This window comes from Massilia frigida, assembly GCF_011682175.1.
Taxonomy (GTDB): Bacteria; Pseudomonadota; Gammaproteobacteria; order Burkholderiales; family Burkholderiaceae_D; genus Telluria_A; species Telluria_A frigida.
Map to the genome: position 1 here is coordinate 1 of NZ_WHJG01000052.1, position 21,106 is coordinate 21,106.

The following is a 21,106-nucleotide window of genomic DNA, read 5'->3' on the forward strand; positions in this document are numbered from 1 at the left end:
TGTCCAAGTGCGCCACCCAAAAGGCAAGAGTAAACGCGATCTTGGCAAAGTTTACAAGCCCCTCTGGCAACTCATTGAATGTAAACGACTTTTTGGAACGCTACGGACTTATGTATAAGGGCATGCCTTTACGCCGGTCGCCGCCTGCCCAATAATCAGGCGTCCGGCAAGCTGGTCCCAAGAGATAGAAACGCCCCTGGTTTTGACGACAAATAGGATAACGACGCGTCATCGGAAGGTTCACTTTCGTTCGTCTCTCTGATCCTTACCTGCCCGAGGTACGGCCTCGGCGCTTTGCCTCCAACGCTCACCACCACGGCTCTTGGCCGCAGCAGCTTGGGGTGGTTTGAAGCCCGCTCCTGAAAGCCGACTTCGAGGGGCCTACCCTCATCTTTCACATAGCTTTGACACAGTCCGTCAGTTCATGCCGAACTTCCTTTCTGTGTGCCTAAGGCAAACTCTCGATCTCCCAACGTGCCCGGTACCAATCGATCAATTCGACCGCCTGCTCGCGCGTCTCGACTGCACGGTTCGTCAGCAAACGCCACTCGACTGGCTTGGTGCCGGCCGGTGCGCCCACCTCGCGCGCAATCAGGCACGTGACGGTCAGACGAGCGTGTTTGCCGTCGCTGATCTCGACTTCGCGTGCCCACAATTGTTGTCGTACGCTGCGCGCCTTGCGGTTCTCACGGGCTCCCAGCATGAATTCGATCTCGCCGATCGGTACCCCTGCCGTGGTCGTATCCCACAGCTTAGCGCCGTCACCGGCAGGCAGACATCGGTCATGTTTGGCGCGCACCAGCCAATCGGCTGGCGTATGCAGTTCGTGCGCGCGGCGCATCATGTCGACCATGTCCGCTTCCCGGTCGGCCAGATAGACCAGCCTTGTACCGGGCATCTCGGCGGCCATCTCCGCCACCCGCTCATAGCCTTCCACCCAGCGTAGACTCTCCTTCTGGCCTGGCCGCACGCCGTCGTCGCCGCGCTTCTCGCGTGCCCACATCCAGGCATCGAGCACGCCGAGCGGTTCGCGTTCCGTCGTTACCGCCAAGGTCGGGTGCAGGTACATACCGCGCCGCGCCTCATAATTGAGCGGGCCCAGCCCAGCAATTTCCTGACCGTTAAAGTCCAGTTCCGTCGTGTCCTGGATGCACAGCACCACTTTCTGTTCACGCATGCGTTCCTGAGTGCGCGCCCAGTGTGGTGCCAGGATGCTCTCCCAAGTAACGTCCGAGTTGCGCAGAAAGCGGTACGCAGCACAAGTCTCGCTCCAGGTGTCGCACGCTTCCGGAATGCTGGCCGTCGGTTTGGCTGCAAGTCGTTCCATCAATTTTTTTCGCTCTCTTGTCAAGACGGACGTCGCCAAGGTCGAGTGCCGCAAATTCCTGCTCTGTCCACTGCTGTGCTACTTTCATCACGCGTCCGCCCAAAAGACGAGAGTAAACGCGATTTGCCCGAAATTTACAAGCCCTGCTGGTAAGTCATTGAAAGTAAACAGTTTTTGCCGACGGGTGGGGAGTTGTGTATAACGCTATGGGCTATACTGTATGGATGTACAGCACAGTCAAAAGATGACGAGTTCGCGGGGCGCGTCGGCTGGACCGGGACATATATGCGGACCTTGGCGCTGCCGGCCATCTGACGATGTGCGCGGTTGAGACGTGGCATGAACTGAAATTTGTTTGCAGTTGGGACGGATGCGCGACCGGAGCCGATCATCCCGGTGCTTTTCGAGCCAGTGCTCGTGGCGATGCACGGGAACCGGATGTCGTTTCGCGCGCTGGAGCGGCGAGGCCATCAGCACGATCCGAATGCCGTGTCCATCATGCAGGAGTGGTCCGTTCAGAACACGAGGGGGGAGGGAAGTTACAGGGTGTCGCTCCGCGCCTGCGGAACGGTGTGCCCTTGCAAGGGCACACTGCGTAAACAGGCCTAGTCTGAACTCATCGCCTGCCGCTGACGCTCCATGAATTCCTGTAATGTGTCGATGCCGCGCAGTTGAAGAATTGTATTGCGGACCGCTGCTTCCAACAGCACAGCGATGTTGCGCCCTGCCGCGACGGGAATCACGACTTTGCGAATCGGCAGCCCCAACACATCCTCGGTCGGGAACAAAAACGGCAAGCGCTCGACTTCTTCTTCCAGCGCGCTACGGCGCACGAGATGGACGATCAGCTTGAGGCGCATCTTGCGCCGCACGGCTGTCTCGCCAAAGATTGCCTTGATATCCAGCAGCCCCAGGCCGCGCACTTCCAGCAGGTTTTGCAGCAGCGCCGGACAGCGTCCTTCGATCATGTTCGGCGCGATGCGCGAGAACTCCACCGCATCGTCGGCCACCAGCCCATGGCTGCGCGAAATGAGTTCCAATCCCAACTCGCTCTTGCCCAGGCCCGAGTCGCCGGTAATGAGCACGCCCACGCCCAGCACGTCCATGAACACGCCATGCATGATGATGCGCTGCGCGAGCTTCTTGGACAGGTACACGCGCAAGAAGTCGATCACCTGCGCGGCCGGCAGCGGCGTGGAAAACAAGGGGATGTTCTGCTCGTCGCAGATGGCCAGGATATCGGGCGGCGTATCGAGACCCTGCGCGATGATCAGCGCCGGCGGCCCGCCGGCAATGAGCTCGCCGATCACGTGGCTGCGCGAACCGGATTTAAGCCGGTGGTAATACGTCAGTTCCTGGTGTCCGAATACCTGGATGCGGCCCGGGTGGATCAGATTCAGGTGGCCGACCTGGTCGGCGGCGGAGGCGACGTCGCCCGAAATGAGGCGTTCGCCGCCGGGAAAGCCGGCGAACCAGCCCAGCTGCAGACTTTCGCGATTGTCGTCGTACAGCCGTTGGATGGTCAGCGGAGTTTGCAGCATGAACGGGTCTTCAGAAAAGTGAGGGCGCCAACGCGCCCGGCACGAAGAAGTTTAACCCAGGGCTTGCAGACTTGGTTGCCAATTGATGATGCGCGCGTGGACCGATTTCGGGTCCGGATCGGTGGCCAGCGCTGTGCGGAAACCGTCGTCGGAAAACATCTCGGCGATCTCGGACAAAATCTCAAGGTGCTGCTGGGTCACATGATCGGGAATGAGCAGGAAGAACAGCAGGTTGACCGGCTGGCCATCGGGCGACTCGAACGGAATCGGTTCGAGTAGCCGCACGAAGGCGGCCAGCGGCGACTTGAGGCTTTTGCTGCCCTTGATGCGCCCGTGCGGCACGGCCACGCCATGGCCGAGCCCGGTTGAGCCGAGGCGCTCGCGCGCAAACAGGTTGTCCGAAACGGTCGAGCGGGCAATTCCGCAGTTGTTCTCGAAGATCAGCCCGGCTTGCTCGAAAGCGCGCTTTTTGCTGGACACTTCGAGATCAAGCAACACGTTCTCGAGCGATAAAATTTTGCTAAGGTTTGTCATAACGCTGAGTATTGGTGCGATGCACAAGGGTGCTTGCGAGCCAGAATTATAGGCCTGTTTGCCAGCTGTGTAATCGGAATTCGTTGTCGATCCATATCAAGTCTGCATTGACATTTCGCAAGATGAATAGCGATTCATACAAGCCGGAAAACCTGCGCTCGGGGCGGGTGTCGAAAATTTGAATTTCCGCCATGAAATTGAGGATTTTGCACACAAATGCTGGTCCTTAACGCAGTTTGCCATTTTTCCTGTGCTTGCTGCCCGTTTTTTCAGCGCGACATGTGCTCACGCGCCTGTTGTTTTATTATAAAGTTGGTGGCCTTTGTCTGTCGCCCGAAAAGCACACTCGTTCCCTTACCGATCACGGTATTCCCGCATAGCAATGCCGTCAAGCGTGCACGCAGGGGGACACCAGTCCCCTTGCGCTGCCTCAAACGTCACTGGCGGGCGGTGCGCAGATTGGACGGACGGCCCGAGCTGAAGTTGCTGCGCCAAGGGTTGATGTCCAGTCCGCCACGGCGGGTATAGCGGGCATACACAGCCAGCTTTTGCGGTGCGCACTGGCGCAGGATGTCGGTAAAAATGCGCTCGACACATTGCTCATGGAATTCATTGTGTTCGCGAAAGCCGATCAGGTATTTCAGCAAGCCGCCCTGTTCGATCTGCGGGCCCACGTAATGGATTTGCACGCTGGCCCAGTCCGGCTGGCCGGTGACCAGGCAGTTCGATTTGAGCAGGTGCGAGACGAGCGTTTCCTCGACCGGCGCGCTGTCCGTCGCTGCCGTGAGCAGGACGGGCGAGGGCGAGTAGTTGTCGATCTCGACGTCGAGGCGGTCCAGCAGCACGCCATCGAGTTCACCCATCTTGACGGTGTTGAAGGCGTGCGGTTCGATCAACGTGATGTGGACCGGCGCGCCGAAGCCGCCGGCCAAATCTTCGTGCAGCAGGGCCAGCAAGGCGTCGCTGCTGGACAGGCGCGTCTGGTTGAACGAATTTAAATACAGCTTGAACGATTTCGATTCGACGATGTTGGGCGAGTCGGCCGGCACCGTGATCGTGGCAATCGCCACCTGGGGTTTGCCGCGCATGTTCAGCCACGAGATTTCGTAGGCGTTCCAGATATCGACACCGAAGAAGGGCAGGGTGCCGGTGAGCTGGAGTTCATCGCGCTTGCCCTGGCGCGGGATCGGGAACAGCAAATCCGGCGCGTATTGGGTTTGGTAGGCGGACGTTTTGCCCAGGGGGGATAGAGCGGCGGTGTTGGTCATATCGATTCAGTCAAATTCAAGCACCGTCGCTCCCGCGCAGGCGGGAGCGACGGCGATCAGGTCAGCGAGGGTAGTGGTATCACCCCAAAAACATCTTATACACCGGATTGGCACTCTCATCCCAGTGACGGTATCCGAGCGTGGTGAGGAACAGGCGGAACTCTTCCATTTCCTCGGCCGGCACTTGCAAGCCCACCAGAATCCGCCCCACATCGCCGCCTTGATTACGGTAATGGAACAGCGAGATATTCCAGTTCGGCGCCATGCTGTCGAGGAAGCGCATCAGCGCGCCCGGACGCTCGGGGAATTCGAAACGATACAGCAACTCGTCATGGGCCAAGGTACTCTTGCCGCCCACCAAATGGCGGATGTGCAGCTTGGCCAGTTCGTCGTGCGTCAGATCGAGTGTCTTGAAGTCGTTCTGCTCGAAGGTGCGCGCCAGCACGCCGGACTCGCCGCGGCTGGCAATCTGCACGCCCACGAACACGTGCGCCTGGGCCGCATCGCTGACCCGGTAGTTAAACTCGGTCACATTGCGCGGCCCGACCAGCGCGCAAAAGCGCTTGAAGCTGCCGCGCTGCTCGGGAATGGTCACCGCGAACACCGCCTCGCGTGCTTCGCCCAGTTCCGCGCGCTCGGCCACGAAACGCAGGCGGTCGAAGTTCATGTTGGCGCCGCAGGCGATCGCCACCAGGGTCTCGCCGCGCACCGGGTTCTTGCTCATCGCCGAACGCTCGATATACGCCTTGGCGCCGGCCACCGCCAGCGCGCCGGATGGTTCCAGGATCGAGCGCGTATCCTGGAACACGTCCTTGATCGCCGCGCAGATCGCATCGGTATCGACCAGGATGATTTCGTCCACGTACAGCTGCGCCAGGCGGAAGGTCTCTTCGCCCACCAGGCGCACGGCGGTGCCGTCGGCGAACAGGCCCACGTCGGAAAGGGTCACGCGCTGGCCGGCTTTCAGGCTGCGCGCCATCGCATCCGAATCGGTCGACTGCACGCCGATGATCTTGATGTCCGGGCGGATCTGCTTGACGTAGGCCGCCACGCCGCCGATCAGGCCTCCGCCGCCAATGGCTACGAAAATCGCATGGATCGGGCCCGAATGCTGGCGCAAGATCTCCATGCCCACCGTGCCCTGGCCGGCAATGACGTCCGGATCGTCGAACGGGTGCACAAAGGCGAGGTTCTGCTCTTTTTCGAGCGTCAGCGCGAAGTTATAGGCGTCGGTGTACGAGTCGCCGTGCAAAATGACTTCGACACGGGCGCCGCCGAATGCCTTGACCGCATCGACCTTCACGCTCGGCGTGGTCGTTGGCATGACGATCACCGCGCGGCAGCCGATCTTGGCCGCCGACATGGCCACGCCCTGCGCGTGGTTGCCGGCCGACGCGCAGATCACGCCGCGCTTGAGCTGTGCCGGCGCCAGGTTGGCCATCTTGTTGTACGCGCCCCGCAGCTTGAAACTGAACACGCTCTGCATGTCTTCACGCTTGAAGTAAATGCGGTTCTCCATGCGCTGCGACAGGATCGGCGCCAATTCGAGCGGCGTTTCGGTGGCGACGTCATAGACGCGGGCGGTCAGGATTTTTTTGAGGTAGTCGATAGTCATAGTCTGCAAACAAAGTGATTCTGGGCCGGAAAATCCGGAACGCGATGCTGTTGACGCTGGACTGTGTTGTCGGCGGATGGCCGAGGCTTGCAGTGCGATGCGCGGTTCCGGGTGACGGGCTCGGCGTATCGTGTCGTTGCAATAATTTTTCCTCATTATAATGGACGGCTTCAGCAGCCATCAAAGTGCGTCCATGATCGAATCCGCTGTCCTCTGGCTGCTCAAATTGCTGGCCGCTCCCGCGGTCGGGCTCAGCTCGGTCTTCGTCATAGCGTTCATTTCGGCAACACTGCTGCCGCTCGGGTCCGAGCCGGCCGTGTTTGCGGTGATCAAGGCCAATCCGGGCATGTTCTGGCCCGCGATCCTGGTGGCGACCCTGGGCAATACCCTGGGCGGTGCGCTCGATTATTTCATCGGTTACCGCGCCAAGGTCGCGTTTGCGAAAGAGCGCAAATCGCGCTGGTTCGCCTGGCTGGCGCGCTACGGTGCCAAGACCATGCTGTTGTCGTGGGTGCCCGGGATTGGCGATCCGCTGTGCACACTGGGCGGCTGGCTGCATTTGCCGTTCTGGCCCAGCCTCGGCTATATGGCGATCGGCAAATTCGCGCGCTACCTGACCATGACTACCGCGCTGCTCTACGTGCCGGATAGTTTTTGGAAGGAGCTGGGCGAGACCCTGTCCAATTTCTGGCACATGTTTTTTTAGCGGTACCTTCCGCTTCGTTCAGAGGCTCGCTTCCAGCACAATCCGCACTAACGCCGCCGACGATGCGCGCCCCGCGCGCGCGTTGCCGCCGCCGGCATCGGCATACGTACTGCCGCTGCGCCGGTCACGGTGCAGCGCATTCGTCACCGACAGGCGCAGCTGCGTGTTCACACCGGCCTTCCACACTCCATATACATCGAGCACGCGCACCGGCCCCGTATCGCTGCGCAGGTAGCGGCTCATTTGCGTCGCCCCGCCATACTGCAGGTTCAGGTTCATCCCCACCGTGTACTGCGCCCAGATGCGCGCATCGAAGCCGATATTGGCCGTGACGCGGGCCTGGTCGCCCAGGCGGTTGTCCGGCCCCGGCACCGCATCCAGGCGCGACCAGTTGCGTGCCGCGTTGGCGCGCAGGTCCATGTCCGGCGCCGACGGCAGCACGCTGCGCAGCGGGAAGCGGGCGTCGAATTCGAGCCCGGCTACTTTCGCCTTGCCGTTGTTGAACGGCGTCGAAATCCAGGCGCCATCTTCCTGGTACAGGGTTTGCACGGTCACCGCGTCGATCCGGCGCGCATAGGCCGACACGCTGACCACGCCGTTCTTGCCGAAGTACGATTCGTAGGCCGTATCGAGCCCCCATGCCAGCTCCGGCTTCAACGCCGGGTTGCCGCGCACGTCCGGATTGGTCGGTCCGTTGGCGTTGTTGACCGTGTACCGGCGCGGCACCAGGTTGCGCACCGCCGGCGCCTTGTAGGTGCGCGAGAGCGAAAAGCGCAGCTGGTCCTTGCCATCGAGCTTCCACAGCAGCTGCGTGACGGGGCTGAGCACGGACGATTGGCTGCTCACTTCCGCCAGCGCGCGCCCCTCGGTCGAGGTGTGCAGCCCTTCCCAGCGCAGCCCGAGGTAAGCCTGCAGGCGCGGCAACACGGTCCATTCATCCTGCGCGAACAGCGCCAGGCGGCTGACCACCGCGCGGTAGTCCTCGTCGAGCTGCGACAGGAACCGGCCGGCGGCGGTACTGTCGTTCTGGCGCCGCGATTCGGTGCGCTGGGTGCGTCCGCATTCCCAACCGATGCCCATCGCATGGTCCGGCATCAGCGGTGCCAGGTATTTGCCGCTCAAGACGGCGCTGTTGTCGACCGCATCCGAGAGCACCTTGCGCGCCAGCGTATGGTCACTGCCCGCGCCCCTGAACAGATAATCCGATTCGCGCTTGTTGTGATTGAGCCCCGCCTTGACCGTGAGCTTGCCGTCGGCGCCGACCTGGCGCGCCAGGCTGATGTCGCTGCGCGCCGACAGCGTCTGCGCCCTGGTGCCGTAATCGTTGATGGGATACTCGGTGCTTGCGCCGGAGACGGTGGTTTCGACCGCGTTGCCGTTGTTGGCGTTGCGCGAGACATCGATGAAGGTTTGCCACGCCAGGCTGCCGCCGTCGGCCAGGGTCCAGTTCACGCGCGGGGTCAGGTTCAGGCGCGTGCTGCGAAACGACGCCCACTCGCGCAGTTCACGCCGCGCCAGCGGAGCAGCGTCGGCGTCGTCCAGCGTTTCTAGCGTCATGTAGCGGTTGTCGCTGGTCGTGCGCGTCATCTCGGCCGCCAGCGAATACGCCAGATCGCCGGCGCGCTCGCCCCATTGCAGCGACGCCGACGGATCGCCCCGCCCCGGCAGCAGGCCGGTGCCGAGTTTCACGTCGCGCTGCTTGCGCGCGTTGCCCTTCTTGAGAATCACATTGATGGTCCCGGCGATGGCCTGTGAACCCAGTTCCGCCGTGGCGGTGCGCAAAATGTCGATCCGTTCAATCATCGCCGGAGCGATGCTGTCGATCGAAAAACCGGCCGCCACCGGGTCGCCGTTGACCAGCAGCTGGGTGTAGCCCGCGCCCAGCCCGCGCATGCGGATTTCGCCGCCGCTGAGCGACACGCCGGGCTGGCGCTTGAGCACCGCCGACAGGGACGTGTCGCCATATTGGATAATCTCGTCGCGTCCGACCACGATGCGCGCGGCGGTGTCGTCGCGCCGCAGATTGGCGCTGCCGGCGCCGCTCACCTCGACCCGCTGGATCGTGCCGGTGGCATCCTGGGCGTGGGCGGCATGGCTGAAGGAGGAAAGCAGGGCGATCGCCTGCGCGGAAAAGACGAGAGAGTGTTTCATGAACGATCAATTGGTTGACAGGAATGCCGATTGTGTCCGCTCGCCCTGCCGCGCAACACCGGTATGTGACGAGTCGCCGGAACTGGATGACGAAGGCGGTAGCATGGCAGAAAAATGGCCAGGTGGCGCTGGTATACTTTGCATCGATGACCACCGCACAAAATCCACCCCGGCCAACCAGCCTGCCCAAGGCCTTCCTGACGATCGTGTTGATCTGGACGGTGCTGTGCGCGATCGGCGCTATCGGTAACCACAGCGACGACCTGCAACGCGGTGGCGTCAGCCGTCCCTACGCGCATTTGTTCTGGCTCTGGTGGCGCGAGCACCTGCTGCTGATGTCGATGAGCTTCGCGTGCTACGCATTGTTCACCGCCCGCCCGGCGGCGCTGGGCAGCGTGCCGCGCATGCTGGTCGCCTACCTGCTGGTCGCGGCCGTGTTCACGCCGCTCGAACTGCTCAATGCCGGCATGCTCAAACTTCACGACGAGGGTACGTTGTCGGGACTGGCGCCGGTGGTCGACGCTGCGCTGGCGCGCTCGGGATTCTGGCAGTTCATGGCGCTGGTATGGGTGACGTTTACCTTCGTGGCGGTGGTGGCCGCGTGCAGCTGGCGCGCAGGCCGCCGGCGCGAACAGGCCTGGGTGCGTTCCCAGAGCGACAACCTGGCCCTGCGCCTGGAGCTGGAGCAGCAACGCTTGCTGGCGCTGCGCGGCCAGCTGGAACCGCACTTTCTCTTCAACGCCCTGAACGCCATCAGCGCGCTGGTGCGCTCGGACGACAAGCGGGTGGCGCTGGACGGCATCAACCACCTGAGTGCCTTGCTGCGCTATGCGCTGGAAGCGAGCGCGCGCGATCACGTTGGCGTGCGTGAAGAGCGCCAGTTCCTCGACGACTACCTGGCCTTGCAGCGCCTGCGCTACGGCGCGCGCATGCAGGTCAGTGTCGAAGGCGACAGCGAGGCCGTGCTGGCCGGAGACATGCCGCCGCTGCTGCTGCAACCGCTGATCGAGAACGCGCTGCGCCATGACCTGGACTGCCACGACCGTCCGAGCGATATCCGTGTCGCCTTTGCCGCGAGCGCGGATCGCCTGACGATCCACGTATCCAACCCGGCCAGCGCGGCCCGCTCGGCCAATCCCGGCCTCGGACTGGGCCTGCACCATGCCCGCGCGCGTCTTCAACTGGCCTACGGCGACAGCGCCTCGCTGCAAACGGGCCTGGAAGACGGCCGCTTCGTGGTCGACATCCACATGCCGCTGCACGCACCTGACCAATGACGGTGCGCGCGCTGATCGTCGACGACGAGGAGCCGGGCCGCGTCAACCTGCGCTACGCCCTGGCCGACCACCCGCGCTGGCAGGTGGCCGGCGAGTGTTCCAGTGTGGCTGCGGCGCAGGCCTGCATTGCCGCACAGGAGATCGACGTGGTATTCCTCGATATCCAGATGCCGGGAGACTCCGGCCTGGTGCTGGCGCGCGCTTTGGCCGGCCTGGCCAAAGCGCCGCTGGTCATATTCGTCACCGCGCATAACGCCTTCGCTCTGGAAGCGTTCGAAGTGCACGCCCTCGACTACCTGCTCAAACCCGTCCACGATGCGCGCCTGGCCACAGCCCTGGCGCGCGCCGAAGCGATGCTGGAACTGCGCCAGCGGCCGGCCTACGGGGCTGCCCTGCGCGCCTGGGTCGACGCCAGCGGCGAGCCTCCCGGCCCGCCTGGCCGCTACTGGCAGCAGGTGAGCGTGCGCTCGGTCGGCCGCATCGAATGCATCCAGCTGGCCGACGTCGACTGGATCGAAACCTGCGGTAATTACGTGAGCCTGCACCTGGCCGCGCGCAGCGTCATGCACCGGCTGCCCCTGAGCCGCCTGCTGGGCCATCTCGACCCCGCCTGTTTTCTCCGCGTGCACCGCGGTGCCGTAGTGCGCATCGGCCAGGCCGCCAACCTGGAGGTGGTGGGCGATGGCGCCTGGCGCCTGACCCTGCGCTCGGGCGCCCACGTCGCCGTCAGCGAACGCTATGTCGACGCCCTGCGCGCATCGATGCGCGAGCGCTGACGCCGTGGGTGATTCAGCATATCGTTCCGGCAAATGCAATTTCAGCTGAATTTTGATTGGTCGAGGGTGATATTAAATCAGAAAACTCTTGTCGATTTCTCAAATCGCCATCGATTTGTTTGTGCGCTTTCCCCATGTAGCCCTTGCAAAAGCGAAGGCTGTTCCTGCGTTGTGCAGCGCAATACGCTAGAATGAACTCCCTTAGGGTCAGTCCACATAGTCCACCAATACATGAACGCCCCCGCACAAATCCAAGCACTTCTGGCCGAAACGCCAAACGGTCACGCCGCCACCCGCCTGCGCGAAATCCCTTATAACTACACCTCGTTTTCGGACCGCGAAATCGTGATCCGTCTGCTGGGCGAGTCGTCCTGGGAGCTGCTCGACGAATTACGCGGCTCGCGTCAGACCGGGCGCTCGGCGCGCATGCTGTACGAAGTGCTGGGCGATATCTGGGTGGTGCGGCGCAATCCCTACCTCCAGGACGACATGCTGGACAACCCGAAACGGCGCCAGGAACTGATCGACGCGCTGCATCACCGCCTGGCCGAAGTGGACAAGCGCCGCATCAGCGTCGAAGCGGAGGGCGGCGACGACCCGGCCGGCGAAGTCGCGCGTGCGCGCAGCGCCAACGTGGAAAAGCTGCTCAAGGCGGCGTCCAAGGCGGTCGAGGACTTCGGCAACGAATTCCGCCAGACCTGGGACCTGCGCAAGCGCACCACCAAGGTGCTGGGCCGCTACACCGAAAAGCACAACATCTGCTTCGACGGCATGAAGCGCGTCGCCCACGTGACCGACGCCACCGACTGGCGCGTCGAATATCCGTTCGTGGTGCTCACGCCCGACACCGAAGATGAAATGGCGGGCCTGGTCAAGGGTTGCATCGAACTCGGACTGACCATCATTCCGCGCGGCGGAGGAACCGGCTACACCGGCGGCGCCATTCCGCTCACGCCCATGTCGGCCGTCATCAACACCGAAAAACTGATCACTCTGGGCGAAGTCGAAATGACCATGCTGCCCGGCGTGGACCATGAATACGCGACCATCCATTCGGGCGCCGGCGTGGTCACCAAGCGCGTTTCCGACGCCGCCGAAAAGGCTGGTTTCGTGTTCGCGGTCGATCCTACGTCGGCCGAGGCCTCCTGCATCGGCGGAAACGTGGCCATGAACGCCGGCGGCAAGAAGGCCGTGTTGTGGGGCACCGCGCTCGACAACCTGGCGTCGTGGAAGATGGTCGACCCGAACGGCGACTGGCTGGAAGTCACGCGCATCGGCCACAATCTGTCGAAGATCCACGACGCGCCGACCGCCACCTTCAAGCTCGAATGGACGCATCCGAATGCGCGCGGCGAAGCGAAAGACGCGCCGTTCAAGACTGAAATGCTGGTCATCGAAGGGCGCCGCTTCCGCAAGGAAGGCCTGGGCAAGGACGTCACCGATAAATTCCTGGCCGGCCTGCCGGGCATCCAGAAAGAAGGCTGCGATGGCCTGATCACGTCGGCGCGCTGGATCCTGCACAAGATGCCGAAGTACGCGCGCACCGTCTGCCTCGAATTCTTCGGCCAGGCGCGCGACGCGATTCCATCGATCGTCGAAATCAAGGATTACCTCGACGGCCTGCCGGCCAAGGGCGGCCCGGCGTGTGCGACCATTCGCCTGGCTGGCCTGGAACACCTCGATGAGCGCTATCTGCGCGCGGTCGGCTACGCCACCAAATCGAAACGCGGCGTGCTGCCAAAAATGGCGCTGTTCGGCGACATCGTCGGCGACGACGAGAACGCGGTGGCGCAAGCCGCCTCGGAAGTGGTACGCATCGCGAACACCCGCGTGGGCGAAGGCTTCGTGGCCGTCAGCCCGGAAGCGCGCAAGAAGTTCTGGCTCGACCGCGCCCGCACCGCGGCGATTGCGCGCCACACCAACGCCTTCAAGATCAACGAAGACGTGGTCATTCCGTTGGGCCGCATGGGCGAATACACCGACGGCATCGAGCGCATCAACATCGAGCTGTCGATCAAGAACAAACTGCAGCTGACCGACGAACTGCGCGCGTTTTTCGCCGCCGGCAATCTGCCGGTCGGTAAAAGCGACGACGCCTCGGGCGAATCGATCGGCGACGAAGAAATGCTGGGCGACCGCGTACAGCAAGCCACCGAGCTGCTCGACGCCGTTCATGCGCGCTGGACCTGGCTGCTGGCTGAACTCGACCAGCCGCTGGCCGGCGCGCGCGACGCCTTGCGCGCCATCGGATTGGCCCGCCTCGACGTCGTATTCGACGAGCGCCTGGCACAGCAGCCCGACGCCACCCTGTTCGACGTGGTCCAGGACCGCACTGTGCGCGTCTCGTGGAAGCAGGAGATCCGCGCGCAACTGCGCCAGGTCTTCAACGGCGCCGCCTACAAGCTCATTCTGGACGAATCGACCGCGATCCATCAAAAGGTGCTGCGTTCGCGCGTGTTCGTGGCGCTGCACATGCACGCCGGCGACGGCAATGTGCACACCAACCTGCCGGTCAATTCCGACGACTACGCCATGCTGCAGGACGCGCACGAAGCGGTCGGCCGCATCATGAAGCTGGCACGTTCGCTCGACGGCGTGATCTCGGGCGAGCACGGCATCGGCATCACCAAGCTCGAATTTTTGACCGAAGAAGAAATCAGCGAATTCCGTGACTACAAGCTGCGCATCGATCCGGAAGGGCGCTTCAACAAGGGCAAGCTGCTCAACCTGCCCGAGTTCGGGGCCGACCTGCGCAACGCCTACACGCCGTCGTTCGGCCTGATGGGCCACGAATCGCTGATCATGCAGCAGAGCGATATCGGCGAGATCGCCAACAGCATCAAGGATTGCCTGCGCTGCGGCAAATGCAAGCCGGTGTGCACTACCCACGTGCCGCGCGCGAACCTGCTGTATTCGCCGCGCGACAAGATCCTGGCGACGTCCTCGCTGATCGAAGCGTTCCTGTACGAAGAGCAGACCCGCCGCGGCATCTCGATCAAGCACTGGGAAGAATTCGAGGACGTGGCCGACCACTGCACCGTGTGCCACAAGTGCGTCACGCCATGCCCGGTCAACATCGACTTCGGCGACGTGTCGATGAACATGCGTAACCTGCTGCGCAAGATGAACAAGAAGACCTTCAGGCCGGCCAACGCGGCGGCGATGTTCTTCCTGAACGCGACCGACCCGGTGACCATCAATGCCACGCGCCAGGTCATGGCCGGCTGGGGCTTCAAGGCGCAGCGCTTCGGGCACAACGTGCTGAAAAAATTCGCCAAGAAGCAGACCCGCGCGCCGCTGCCGACCACCGGCAAGGCGCCGGTGCGCGAGCAGGTGATCCACTTCATCAACAAGAAAATGCCGGGTAACCTGCCCAAGAAAACCGCGCGCGCGCTGCTCGACATCGAAGACGACAAGATCATCCCGATCATCCGCAATCCAAAGGTGACCACGGCCGATACCGAAGCCGTGTTCTACTTCCCGGGCTGCGGCTCGGAGCGATTGTTCTCGCAGGTGGGCCTGGCCACGCAGGCGATGCTGTGGGAAGTCGGCGTGCAAACCGTGCTGCCGCCGGGTTACCTGTGCTGCGGCTATCCGCAGCGCGGCGCCGGCCAGTACGACAAGGCCGACAAGATGATGACCGATAACCGCGTGCTGTTCCACCGCATGGCCAACACGCTCAATTATCTGGACATCAAGACCGTGCTGGTATCGTGCGGCACCTGCTACGACCAGCTGGCGACCTACGAGTTCGACAAGATCTTCCCCGGTTGCCGCATCATGGACATCCACGAGTACCTGCTCGAAAAAGGCGTCAAGCTCGAAGGCGTCAGCGGCACCCGCTACATGTACCACGAGCCTTGCCATAATCCGATGAAGCTGCAGGATTCGGTCAAGACCGTCAATGCGCTGGTGTCGACGGTGGACAACGTGAAGATCGAAAAGAACGACCGCTGCTGCGGCGAGTCCGGTACCTTCGGCGTATCGCGTCCCGACATCGCCACGCAGGTGCGCTTCCGCAAGGAAGACGAGATGGAGAAGGGCGCCGACAAGCTGCGCGCCGATGGCTTCAGCGGCGACGTCAAGATCCTGACCAGCTGCCCATCGTGCCTGCAGGGCCTGTCGCGCTACAACGACGATGCCGGCACCACCGCCGACTACATCGTCATCGAAATCGCGCGCCACAAGCTGGGCGAAAACTGGCTGCCCGAATACGTTGCCCGTGCCAACAGCGGCGGCATCGAAAGGGTATTGGTATGACGTGCGAACTATGTGAACTGGCGCTCGAACCGATCTGGCGCAACGACAAGCTGTCGGTGATCCTGGTCGACGACGCCGCCTATCCTGGCTTTTGCCGCGTGATCTGGAACGATCACGTCAAGGAAATGACCGACCTGGCGCCAAGCGACCGGCTGCTGCTCACGGACGCGGTGTGGCATGTGGAACTGGCGCTGCGCGATGTGATGAAGCCCGATAAAATCAACGTCGCCAGCCTTGGCAACATGACGCCGCACCTGCACTGGCACGTCATTCCGCGCTACGCAGACGATGCGCATTTTCCGAATCCCGTGTGGACGGTGGCGGTGCGTACGACCGAAGAACCAACCCTGGCGGAGCGCCGCGCGCTGCTGCCGAAACTGGCGGCCGACATTGTCCGCCGCATGGAAAAACCAGCATGAACCCGACCGCACTGACCGTCCACCAGAAATCGCGCGTGCTCGATATCGCCTTTGACGACGGCAGCAGTTTTTCGATTCCGTTCGAGCTGCTGCGCGTGTACTCGCCGTCGGCCGAAGTGCGCGGCCACGGACAGGGGCAGGAAGTGCTCCAGCTGGGCAAACGCGATGTTGGCGTCACGGCGCTCGAACCGGTGGGTAACTACGCGGTGCAGCCGACCTTTTCGGACGGCCACAACACCGGTCTGTTCTCGTGGGACTACCTGTACAAGCTCGGTAGCGAGCAAACCAGCTTGTGGGCCGACTACATGGCGCGCCTGCACGCCGCCGGTTTCGAGGGTGACGCCGGCCGGGAACCGGGCGCCGAGCTGCCGGGCGTGCCGACGGCGGCCAAGGGCTGCGGTCACAAGCACTAATTACTGCTTGGCTCCTGGGCCTCGCAGATGATCGTAGCGGTTTCTGTGCGGGTAAGTGAGCGTGTACTTACGCCGCCAGCGCCTGCGGCGACACGCCCGCCGACTGCATCGCACCGGCGCGCGCGTAGATCGCGGCAGCCACCGGCGAATTCAGTTTGAGCACCAGGCGGCGCCGGTCCGCAGTCGCCAGGCGTTCATTCATCTGGTCGAAAATCTCCAGCGGTCCCACTTCCTGCGCCTTGAGCTGCACGCCCAGCGCATCGACCGCCGGATACTCCGCCAGCTTGGCGAGGACGTCGTCCACATTCATGCCCGCATGGATGACGATCAGCTGCGGCTCCAGCCGGGCCCAGGTATCGACCGTCAGCTTGAGCTTGCGCTTGGTGTTATCGAGCAGCGCGACCTGCACCGCTTCGGTCCAGGCGACGTGGTTCATTTCCAGCGCATGTTCGAGCTGCTGTCCGTTCAGGGAGTCGCCGGCGCCCAGGGCGCCCGCGTGCGACTTGATCTGGGGCATGGTCGGGGCGGCGGCCAGTTGATGGTCCATGCGCGCCGCATGCACGCGTTCAAACAGCACGATCAGGTTGTTCACATCGAGAACGCGCCCTTCCGGCGTGGAGGCAAACGCTGCGACCGCCGAACGCCATGACGCCTTGCTGTTCGGTTCCACCGTCAAGGTGGGAAGGCGCAGCGCGCGCGCGCCGGGAGCGCCGCTGAGCACCCCCACCGTACCGCTGGACGACAATTTGTAGAATTCGACGAACGGGCGCATGCCGCGCTGCATGCCCACCAGGCCGACGATCTTGTTGTCCGGGTGCTGGCCGATGATATACACGCGCTGGTCTTCGTCGGAGGCGAAGGTGCCGAGCAGTTTCATGCGGTGGTTGGTCATCCCCGACCACAGTTTTTTCATCTCGGCGTAGGCGGCGGCATCTTCCTCGCCGATATATTCACGTCCCAGCGGCTGCACGCGCAGGCGTACGCGCGCGGTTTGCTCGACCAGGTAGGGTGCGTACAGCTTGAAATCGCCAGCCAGCCTGGTGACCTGAGTGCGCTGCAAGTAGTAGTAACCGGCCGCTACGGCGCCGGCCAAGATCACAAGCACGGCAAGAATCATCAGAAAAGTCGACATGCTCATTCGCTAATAAAATAGGGGGAGACAGGGTAACATCAATCATCCCCCAAAAACCGCCAGCGGCCCAGTGCTCAAGTCAATTATTGCGCGATTACAACATTTACCTTGGCCTCGCGCAACACCCGGGCCAGCGCCTCGGGCGGTTTGGCGTCGGTGAACAGCACGTCGATCTGCGAGGCGTGGGCCATGCGCATCAGCGCCTGGCGCCCGAATTTGTCGTGATCGGCCACCAGCCACACCGCGCGCGACTGCTCGATGATGGCCTGCGCCACCTTGACTTCGCGCGGGTCGAAGTCGCGCAGGGTGCCATCGGGCTCGATGCTCGAAATGCCGATGATGCCGATATCGACCTTGAACTGGCGGATGAAATCGATGGTGGTTTCACCCACGATGCCGCGATCGCGCCCGCGCACCACGCCGCCGGCCAGGATCACTTCGCACCCGGGGCTGTCGCACAGGATGGTCGCCACATTGAGGTTGTTGGTCACCACGTGCAGCCCCTGGTGGTGCACCAGCGCGCGCGCCACTTCCTCGGTGGTGGTGCCGATATTGATCAACAGCGAACAGTGCGACGGCACCTGCGCCGCCACCGCGCTGGCGATGCGGCGCTTGGCGTCCACGTTGAGCACCTGGCGGTCGCTGTAATCGATGTTCTGGACCGAGGACGGCAAGCCCACGCCGCCGTGGTAGCGCGCCAGCAGGCCCGCTTCTTCCATCAGCTTGACGTCGCGCCGCACGGTCTGCGGCGTCACTTCAAGCTGCTGCGCGAGCGCCTCCAGCGACACCGTCACCTGCTGGCGCACTGCGTCGAGAATGCGCCGCTGGCGTGGATTGAGCGTCATCGTGGGGCTCCTGTCAAAGCGCCAAATTTATCACAAACGAAATAAAACGAAAACAAACAGATAAATTTTTGTTTCATTTTTTTCGTTTTTGTCTTATTGTTCACCTTTGTAGTGTACTCAGATTCCCCTTTTGAAGCGAGAGTGGCATGGACAAGGCGGGCAATATCGCGTGTGATGTACTGGTGGTCGGCGGCGGCGTGAACGGCGCCGGGATCGCCCGTGACGCGGCGGGGCGCGGCATGTCCGTGGTCCTGTGCGAAAAGGACGACCTGGCCTCGCACACCTCGTCGGCGGCCACCAAGCTGATTCACGGCGGCCTGCGTTATCTCGAACAGTACGAATTCGGCCTGGTGCGCAAGGCGCTGATCGAGCGCGAAGTGCTGCTGCGCGCCGCTCCGCACATCATGTGGCCGATGCGCTTCGTCACCCCGGTCGACAAGGGCCAGCGCCCGGCCTGGATGATCCGCGCCGGCCTGTTCCTGTACGATCATCTGGCGCGGCGCGAGCTGCTGCCCGGTTCCGAAGGGATCGACCTGCGCCGCCACGCTGCCGGCGCGCCGCTCAAATCGACTTTTACGCGCGGCTTTGTGTATTCCGACGGCTGGGTCGACGATGCGCGTCTGGTGGTGCTCAACGCGATCGACGCCGCCAGCAAGGGTGCGTGCGTGTTCACCCGCACCGCCTGCGAATCGGCACGGCGCGAGGGCGAGCGCTGGGAAGCGCGCCTGCGCCGCGCCGACGGACAAGCCATCGACGTGAGCGCGCGCTGCATCGTCAACGCCGCCGGTCCGTGGGCGTCGCGCTTCCTGCAGGGGACCAATCCCGGCCCCGCCGACAAGTCGGTGCGCCTGATCAAAGGCAGCCATATCGTGGTGCGGCGCCTGTTCGAGCATCCTTACGCCTACATCTTCCAGCATCCGGACGGGCGCGTGGTGTTCGCCATTCCGTACGAACAGGACTTCACGCTGATCGGCACCACCGACCTCGAATACCACGGCGACGCCGACAAGGTCGCCATCGACCAGGCCGAAATCGACTACCTGTGCGCGCTGGCGAGCCGCTACTTCACCAACCCGATCACGCCGGCCGACGTGGTGTGGAGCTATTCTGGCGTGCGTCCGCTGCTCGACGACGAGTCCAGCGACGCGTCCGACGTCACACGCGACTACACTTTCGAGCTTGACACCCAGGGCGCGCCGATGCTGTCCATTTTCGGCGGCAAGATCACCACTTTCCGCAAACTGGCCGAACAAGCCGTCGACCTGATCGCACCGGTGCTGGGGAACACGCGCGGCGCATGGACCGTCAACGCCTGCCTGCCCGGCGGCGACGTGCACGGCCCGGTATCGGACAACCGCAGCGTGCTCGAATTCGACGGTTTTGTCGCCGGCCTGCAGAAACAGTACGCGTGGCTGCCGGCGGCGCTGGTGGCACGCTACGCGCGCGCTTACGGCACCCGTATTCATCTGATCATCGACCAGCGCACCAGCATCGCCGCCATGGGCAAGCAGATCGTACCCGGCCTGTACGAAGCGGAAGCGGTTTACTGGATCGATCATGAATGGGCCACCACGGCGACCGACATGCTGTGGCGCCGTTCCAAACTGGGCTTGCACTTGCCAGCCGATGCGGGCATTGCAGTCGATGCCTGGATCACCGAATTCCGCAAGTAGAAAACGCAAATCCCGCAACAGGGATGCAGTGGTACGACAGGAAAAAACAGGAGACATGATGCAGCTGGCATTGGAAAACGTGAGCACGAAGTACGGGGCGCAGGATCACCTGTACCCGATGTCGCTCGAACTGGTACCCGGTACCATCAACGTCCTGCTGGGCACCACGCAGGCCGGCAAGACCTCGCTGATGCGGGTCATGGCGGGCCTCGACCGGCCCACGCACGGCAAGGTGATCGCCGGCGGCAAGGATGTGACAGGCCTGCCGGTACGCCAGCGCGACCTGGCGATGGTGTACCAGCAGTTCATCAACTATCCGTCGTTCACGGTGTTCGACAACATCGCCTCGCCGCTGCGCATCAAGCGCGTGCCCGAGGCCGAGATCCGTACCCGCGTGGAACGCATGGCTGAACGCCTGCATATTTCGGCGCACCTGGACAAGCTGCCGGCGCAGCTGTCCGGCGGCCAGCAGCAGCGCACCGCGCTGGCGCGCGCGCTGATCAAGGAGTCGGCCCTGCTGCTGCTCGACGAGCCGCTGGTCAATCTCGACTACAAGCTGCGCGAAGAATTGCGCAAGGAGCTCGGCGCCCTGTTCGCGGAAGGGAAAACCACTGTCGTCTACGCCACCACCGAACCGCTCGAAGCCTTGCAACTGGGCGGCCACACGGTGCTGCTGCACGAAGGGCGCCTGCTGCAGCATGGTGCGACTCTCGATGTCTTCAACGCCCCCAACTCGATCCAGAGCGCGCGCACCTTCAGCGATCCGCCGATTAACCTGATTCCGGCCACGGTCGGCACCGATGGCATGGCCAGGGTGGCGCCGGATCTCGCGATCCCGCTTAATGAAATCCAGCGCCGCCAGGCCGCGCAGCATGGCGAGGTCACGCTCGGCCTGCGCGCCCACAGCCTGCGCCTGGCGCCACTGCACGCGGACGATTTTCCGATTGACGCCAAGGTGGAACTGGCCGAGATCAGCGGCTCGGAAACCTATGTGCACTTGCAGCGCGGCGCGATCGGGCTGGTGGCGCAACTGACCGGCGTGCATAACCTCGACCTTGGCGTGCCGTGCGCCGTGTACCTGCGTCCGGACGAATTGTTCGTGTTCGCACCGGGCGGCGCGCTGCTGTTTGCGCCCGATCACGCAAATGCGCAGCAGGAAGGAGCGTAAG

Annotated in this window: 15 protein-coding genes and 1 pseudogene; 8 read left to right on the forward strand and 8 right to left on the reverse strand. The window is 63.1% G+C overall.

All coding sequences use genetic code 11. The features are described 5' to 3' along the window. Nucleotides 1–457 precede the first annotated feature (457 nt). The 5 genes and pseudogenes from F2P44_RS30265 to ilvA form a co-directional block, all read right to left on the reverse strand. Nucleotides 458–1,415: pseudogene (locus tag F2P44_RS30265) on the reverse strand (IS4 family transposase); the annotation flags it as partial. A 517-nt stretch (nucleotides 1,416–1,932) separates the two neighbouring features. After that, the gene (gene hprK / locus F2P44_RS30270) at nucleotides 1,933–2,868 is read right to left on the reverse strand and encodes an HPr(Ser) kinase/phosphatase (RefSeq protein WP_054265941.1); all 936 of its coding nucleotides are present in this window, start codon (nucleotides 2,866–2,868) and stop codon (nucleotides 1,933–1,935) included. Nucleotides 2,869–2,919: 51 nt separating this feature from the next. After that, entirely contained in the window at nucleotides 2,920–3,402 is a 483-nt protein-coding gene (locus F2P44_RS30275) for a PTS sugar transporter subunit IIA (protein WP_167093094.1), read from the reverse strand. Between the two features lie 437 nt (nucleotides 3,403–3,839). Further along, on the reverse strand, nucleotides 3,840–4,670 hold the full coding sequence (queF, locus tag F2P44_RS30280; RefSeq protein ID WP_167093095.1) for an NADPH-dependent 7-cyano-7-deazaguanine reductase QueF: 831 nt from the start codon (nucleotides 4,668–4,670) through the stop codon (nucleotides 3,840–3,842). A gap of 79 nt (nucleotides 4,671–4,749) precedes the next feature. Then, on the reverse strand, nucleotides 4,750–6,285 hold the full coding sequence (ilvA, locus tag F2P44_RS30285) for a threonine ammonia-lyase, biosynthetic (protein WP_167093096.1): 1,536 nt from the start codon (nucleotides 6,283–6,285) through the stop codon (nucleotides 4,750–4,752). Nucleotides 6,286–6,478: 193 nt separating this feature from the next. Here ilvA and F2P44_RS30290 point away from each other — a divergent pair, with 193 nt between their 5' ends. Beyond that, entirely contained in the window at nucleotides 6,479–6,991 is a 513-nt protein-coding gene (locus F2P44_RS30290; protein WP_167093097.1) for a YqaA family protein, read from the forward strand. An 18-nt stretch (nucleotides 6,992–7,009) separates the two neighbouring features. On the opposite strand, the gene F2P44_RS30295 is transcribed toward F2P44_RS30290, so the two are convergent. Further along, entirely contained in the window at nucleotides 7,010–9,142 is a 2,133-nt protein-coding gene (locus F2P44_RS30295; protein WP_167093099.1) for a TonB-dependent receptor plug domain-containing protein, read from the reverse strand. 86 nt (nucleotides 9,143–9,228) lie between these two features. On the opposite strand from F2P44_RS30295, the gene F2P44_RS30300 reads away from it, so the two are divergent. The 5 genes from F2P44_RS30300 (at nucleotide 9,229) to F2P44_RS30320 (ending at nucleotide 16,287) form a co-directional block, all read left to right on the forward strand. After that, a complete protein-coding gene (locus F2P44_RS30300) occupies nucleotides 9,229–10,419 on the forward strand; it encodes a sensor histidine kinase (RefSeq protein ID WP_229423841.1) in 1,191 nt (396 codons plus the stop codon). Next, nucleotides 10,416–11,195: a LytR/AlgR family response regulator transcription factor gene (locus tag F2P44_RS30305; RefSeq protein ID WP_167093101.1), complete on the forward strand. Its 780-nt coding sequence runs from the start codon at nucleotides 10,416–10,418 to the stop codon at nucleotides 11,193–11,195. The genes F2P44_RS30300 and F2P44_RS30305 overlap by 4 nt, the downstream gene beginning before the upstream one ends. A 231-nt stretch (nucleotides 11,196–11,426) precedes the next feature. Then, nucleotides 11,427–15,455 carry a DUF3683 domain-containing protein gene (locus F2P44_RS30310; protein ID WP_167093103.1) on the forward strand — a complete coding sequence of 1,343 codons (4,029 nt, stop codon included), beginning with the start codon at nucleotides 11,427–11,429 and terminating at the stop codon, nucleotides 15,453–15,455. After that, complete coding sequence (locus F2P44_RS30315; protein WP_167093105.1) at nucleotides 15,452–15,874, forward strand: HIT family protein; 423 nt, start codon at nucleotides 15,452–15,454, stop codon at nucleotides 15,872–15,874. Before F2P44_RS30310 ends, F2P44_RS30315 begins: the two co-directional genes overlap by 4 nt. Continuing rightward, nucleotides 15,871–16,287, forward strand: a complete 417-nt coding sequence (locus F2P44_RS30320) for a gamma-butyrobetaine hydroxylase family protein (RefSeq protein WP_167093107.1) — start codon at nucleotides 15,871–15,873, stop codon at nucleotides 16,285–16,287. The genes F2P44_RS30315 and F2P44_RS30320 overlap by 4 nt, the downstream gene beginning before the upstream one ends. A gap of 67 nt (nucleotides 16,288–16,354) precedes the next feature. On the opposite strand, the gene F2P44_RS30325 is transcribed toward F2P44_RS30320, so the two are convergent. Further along, entirely contained in the window at nucleotides 16,355–17,419 is a 1,065-nt protein-coding gene (locus F2P44_RS30325) for a hypothetical protein (protein ID WP_167093109.1), read from the reverse strand. A gap of 83 nt (nucleotides 17,420–17,502) precedes the next feature. Beyond that, the gene (locus F2P44_RS30330; protein WP_099873929.1) at nucleotides 17,503–18,264 is read right to left on the reverse strand and encodes a DeoR/GlpR family DNA-binding transcription regulator; all 762 of its coding nucleotides are present in this window, start codon (nucleotides 18,262–18,264) and stop codon (nucleotides 17,503–17,505) included. A gap of 146 nt (nucleotides 18,265–18,410) precedes the next feature. On the opposite strand from F2P44_RS30330, the gene glpD reads away from it, so the two are divergent. Then, the gene (glpD, locus tag F2P44_RS30335) at nucleotides 18,411–19,937 is read left to right on the forward strand and encodes a glycerol-3-phosphate dehydrogenase (protein WP_167093111.1); all 1,527 of its coding nucleotides are present in this window, start codon (nucleotides 18,411–18,413) and stop codon (nucleotides 19,935–19,937) included. A 58-nt stretch (nucleotides 19,938–19,995) separates the two neighbouring features. Then, nucleotides 19,996–21,105, forward strand: coding sequence for an ABC transporter ATP-binding protein (locus F2P44_RS30340; RefSeq protein WP_167093113.1), 1,110 nt, complete (start codon nucleotides 19,996–19,998; stop codon nucleotides 21,103–21,105). The last annotated feature ends 1 nt before the right edge of the window (nucleotide 21,106 follow it).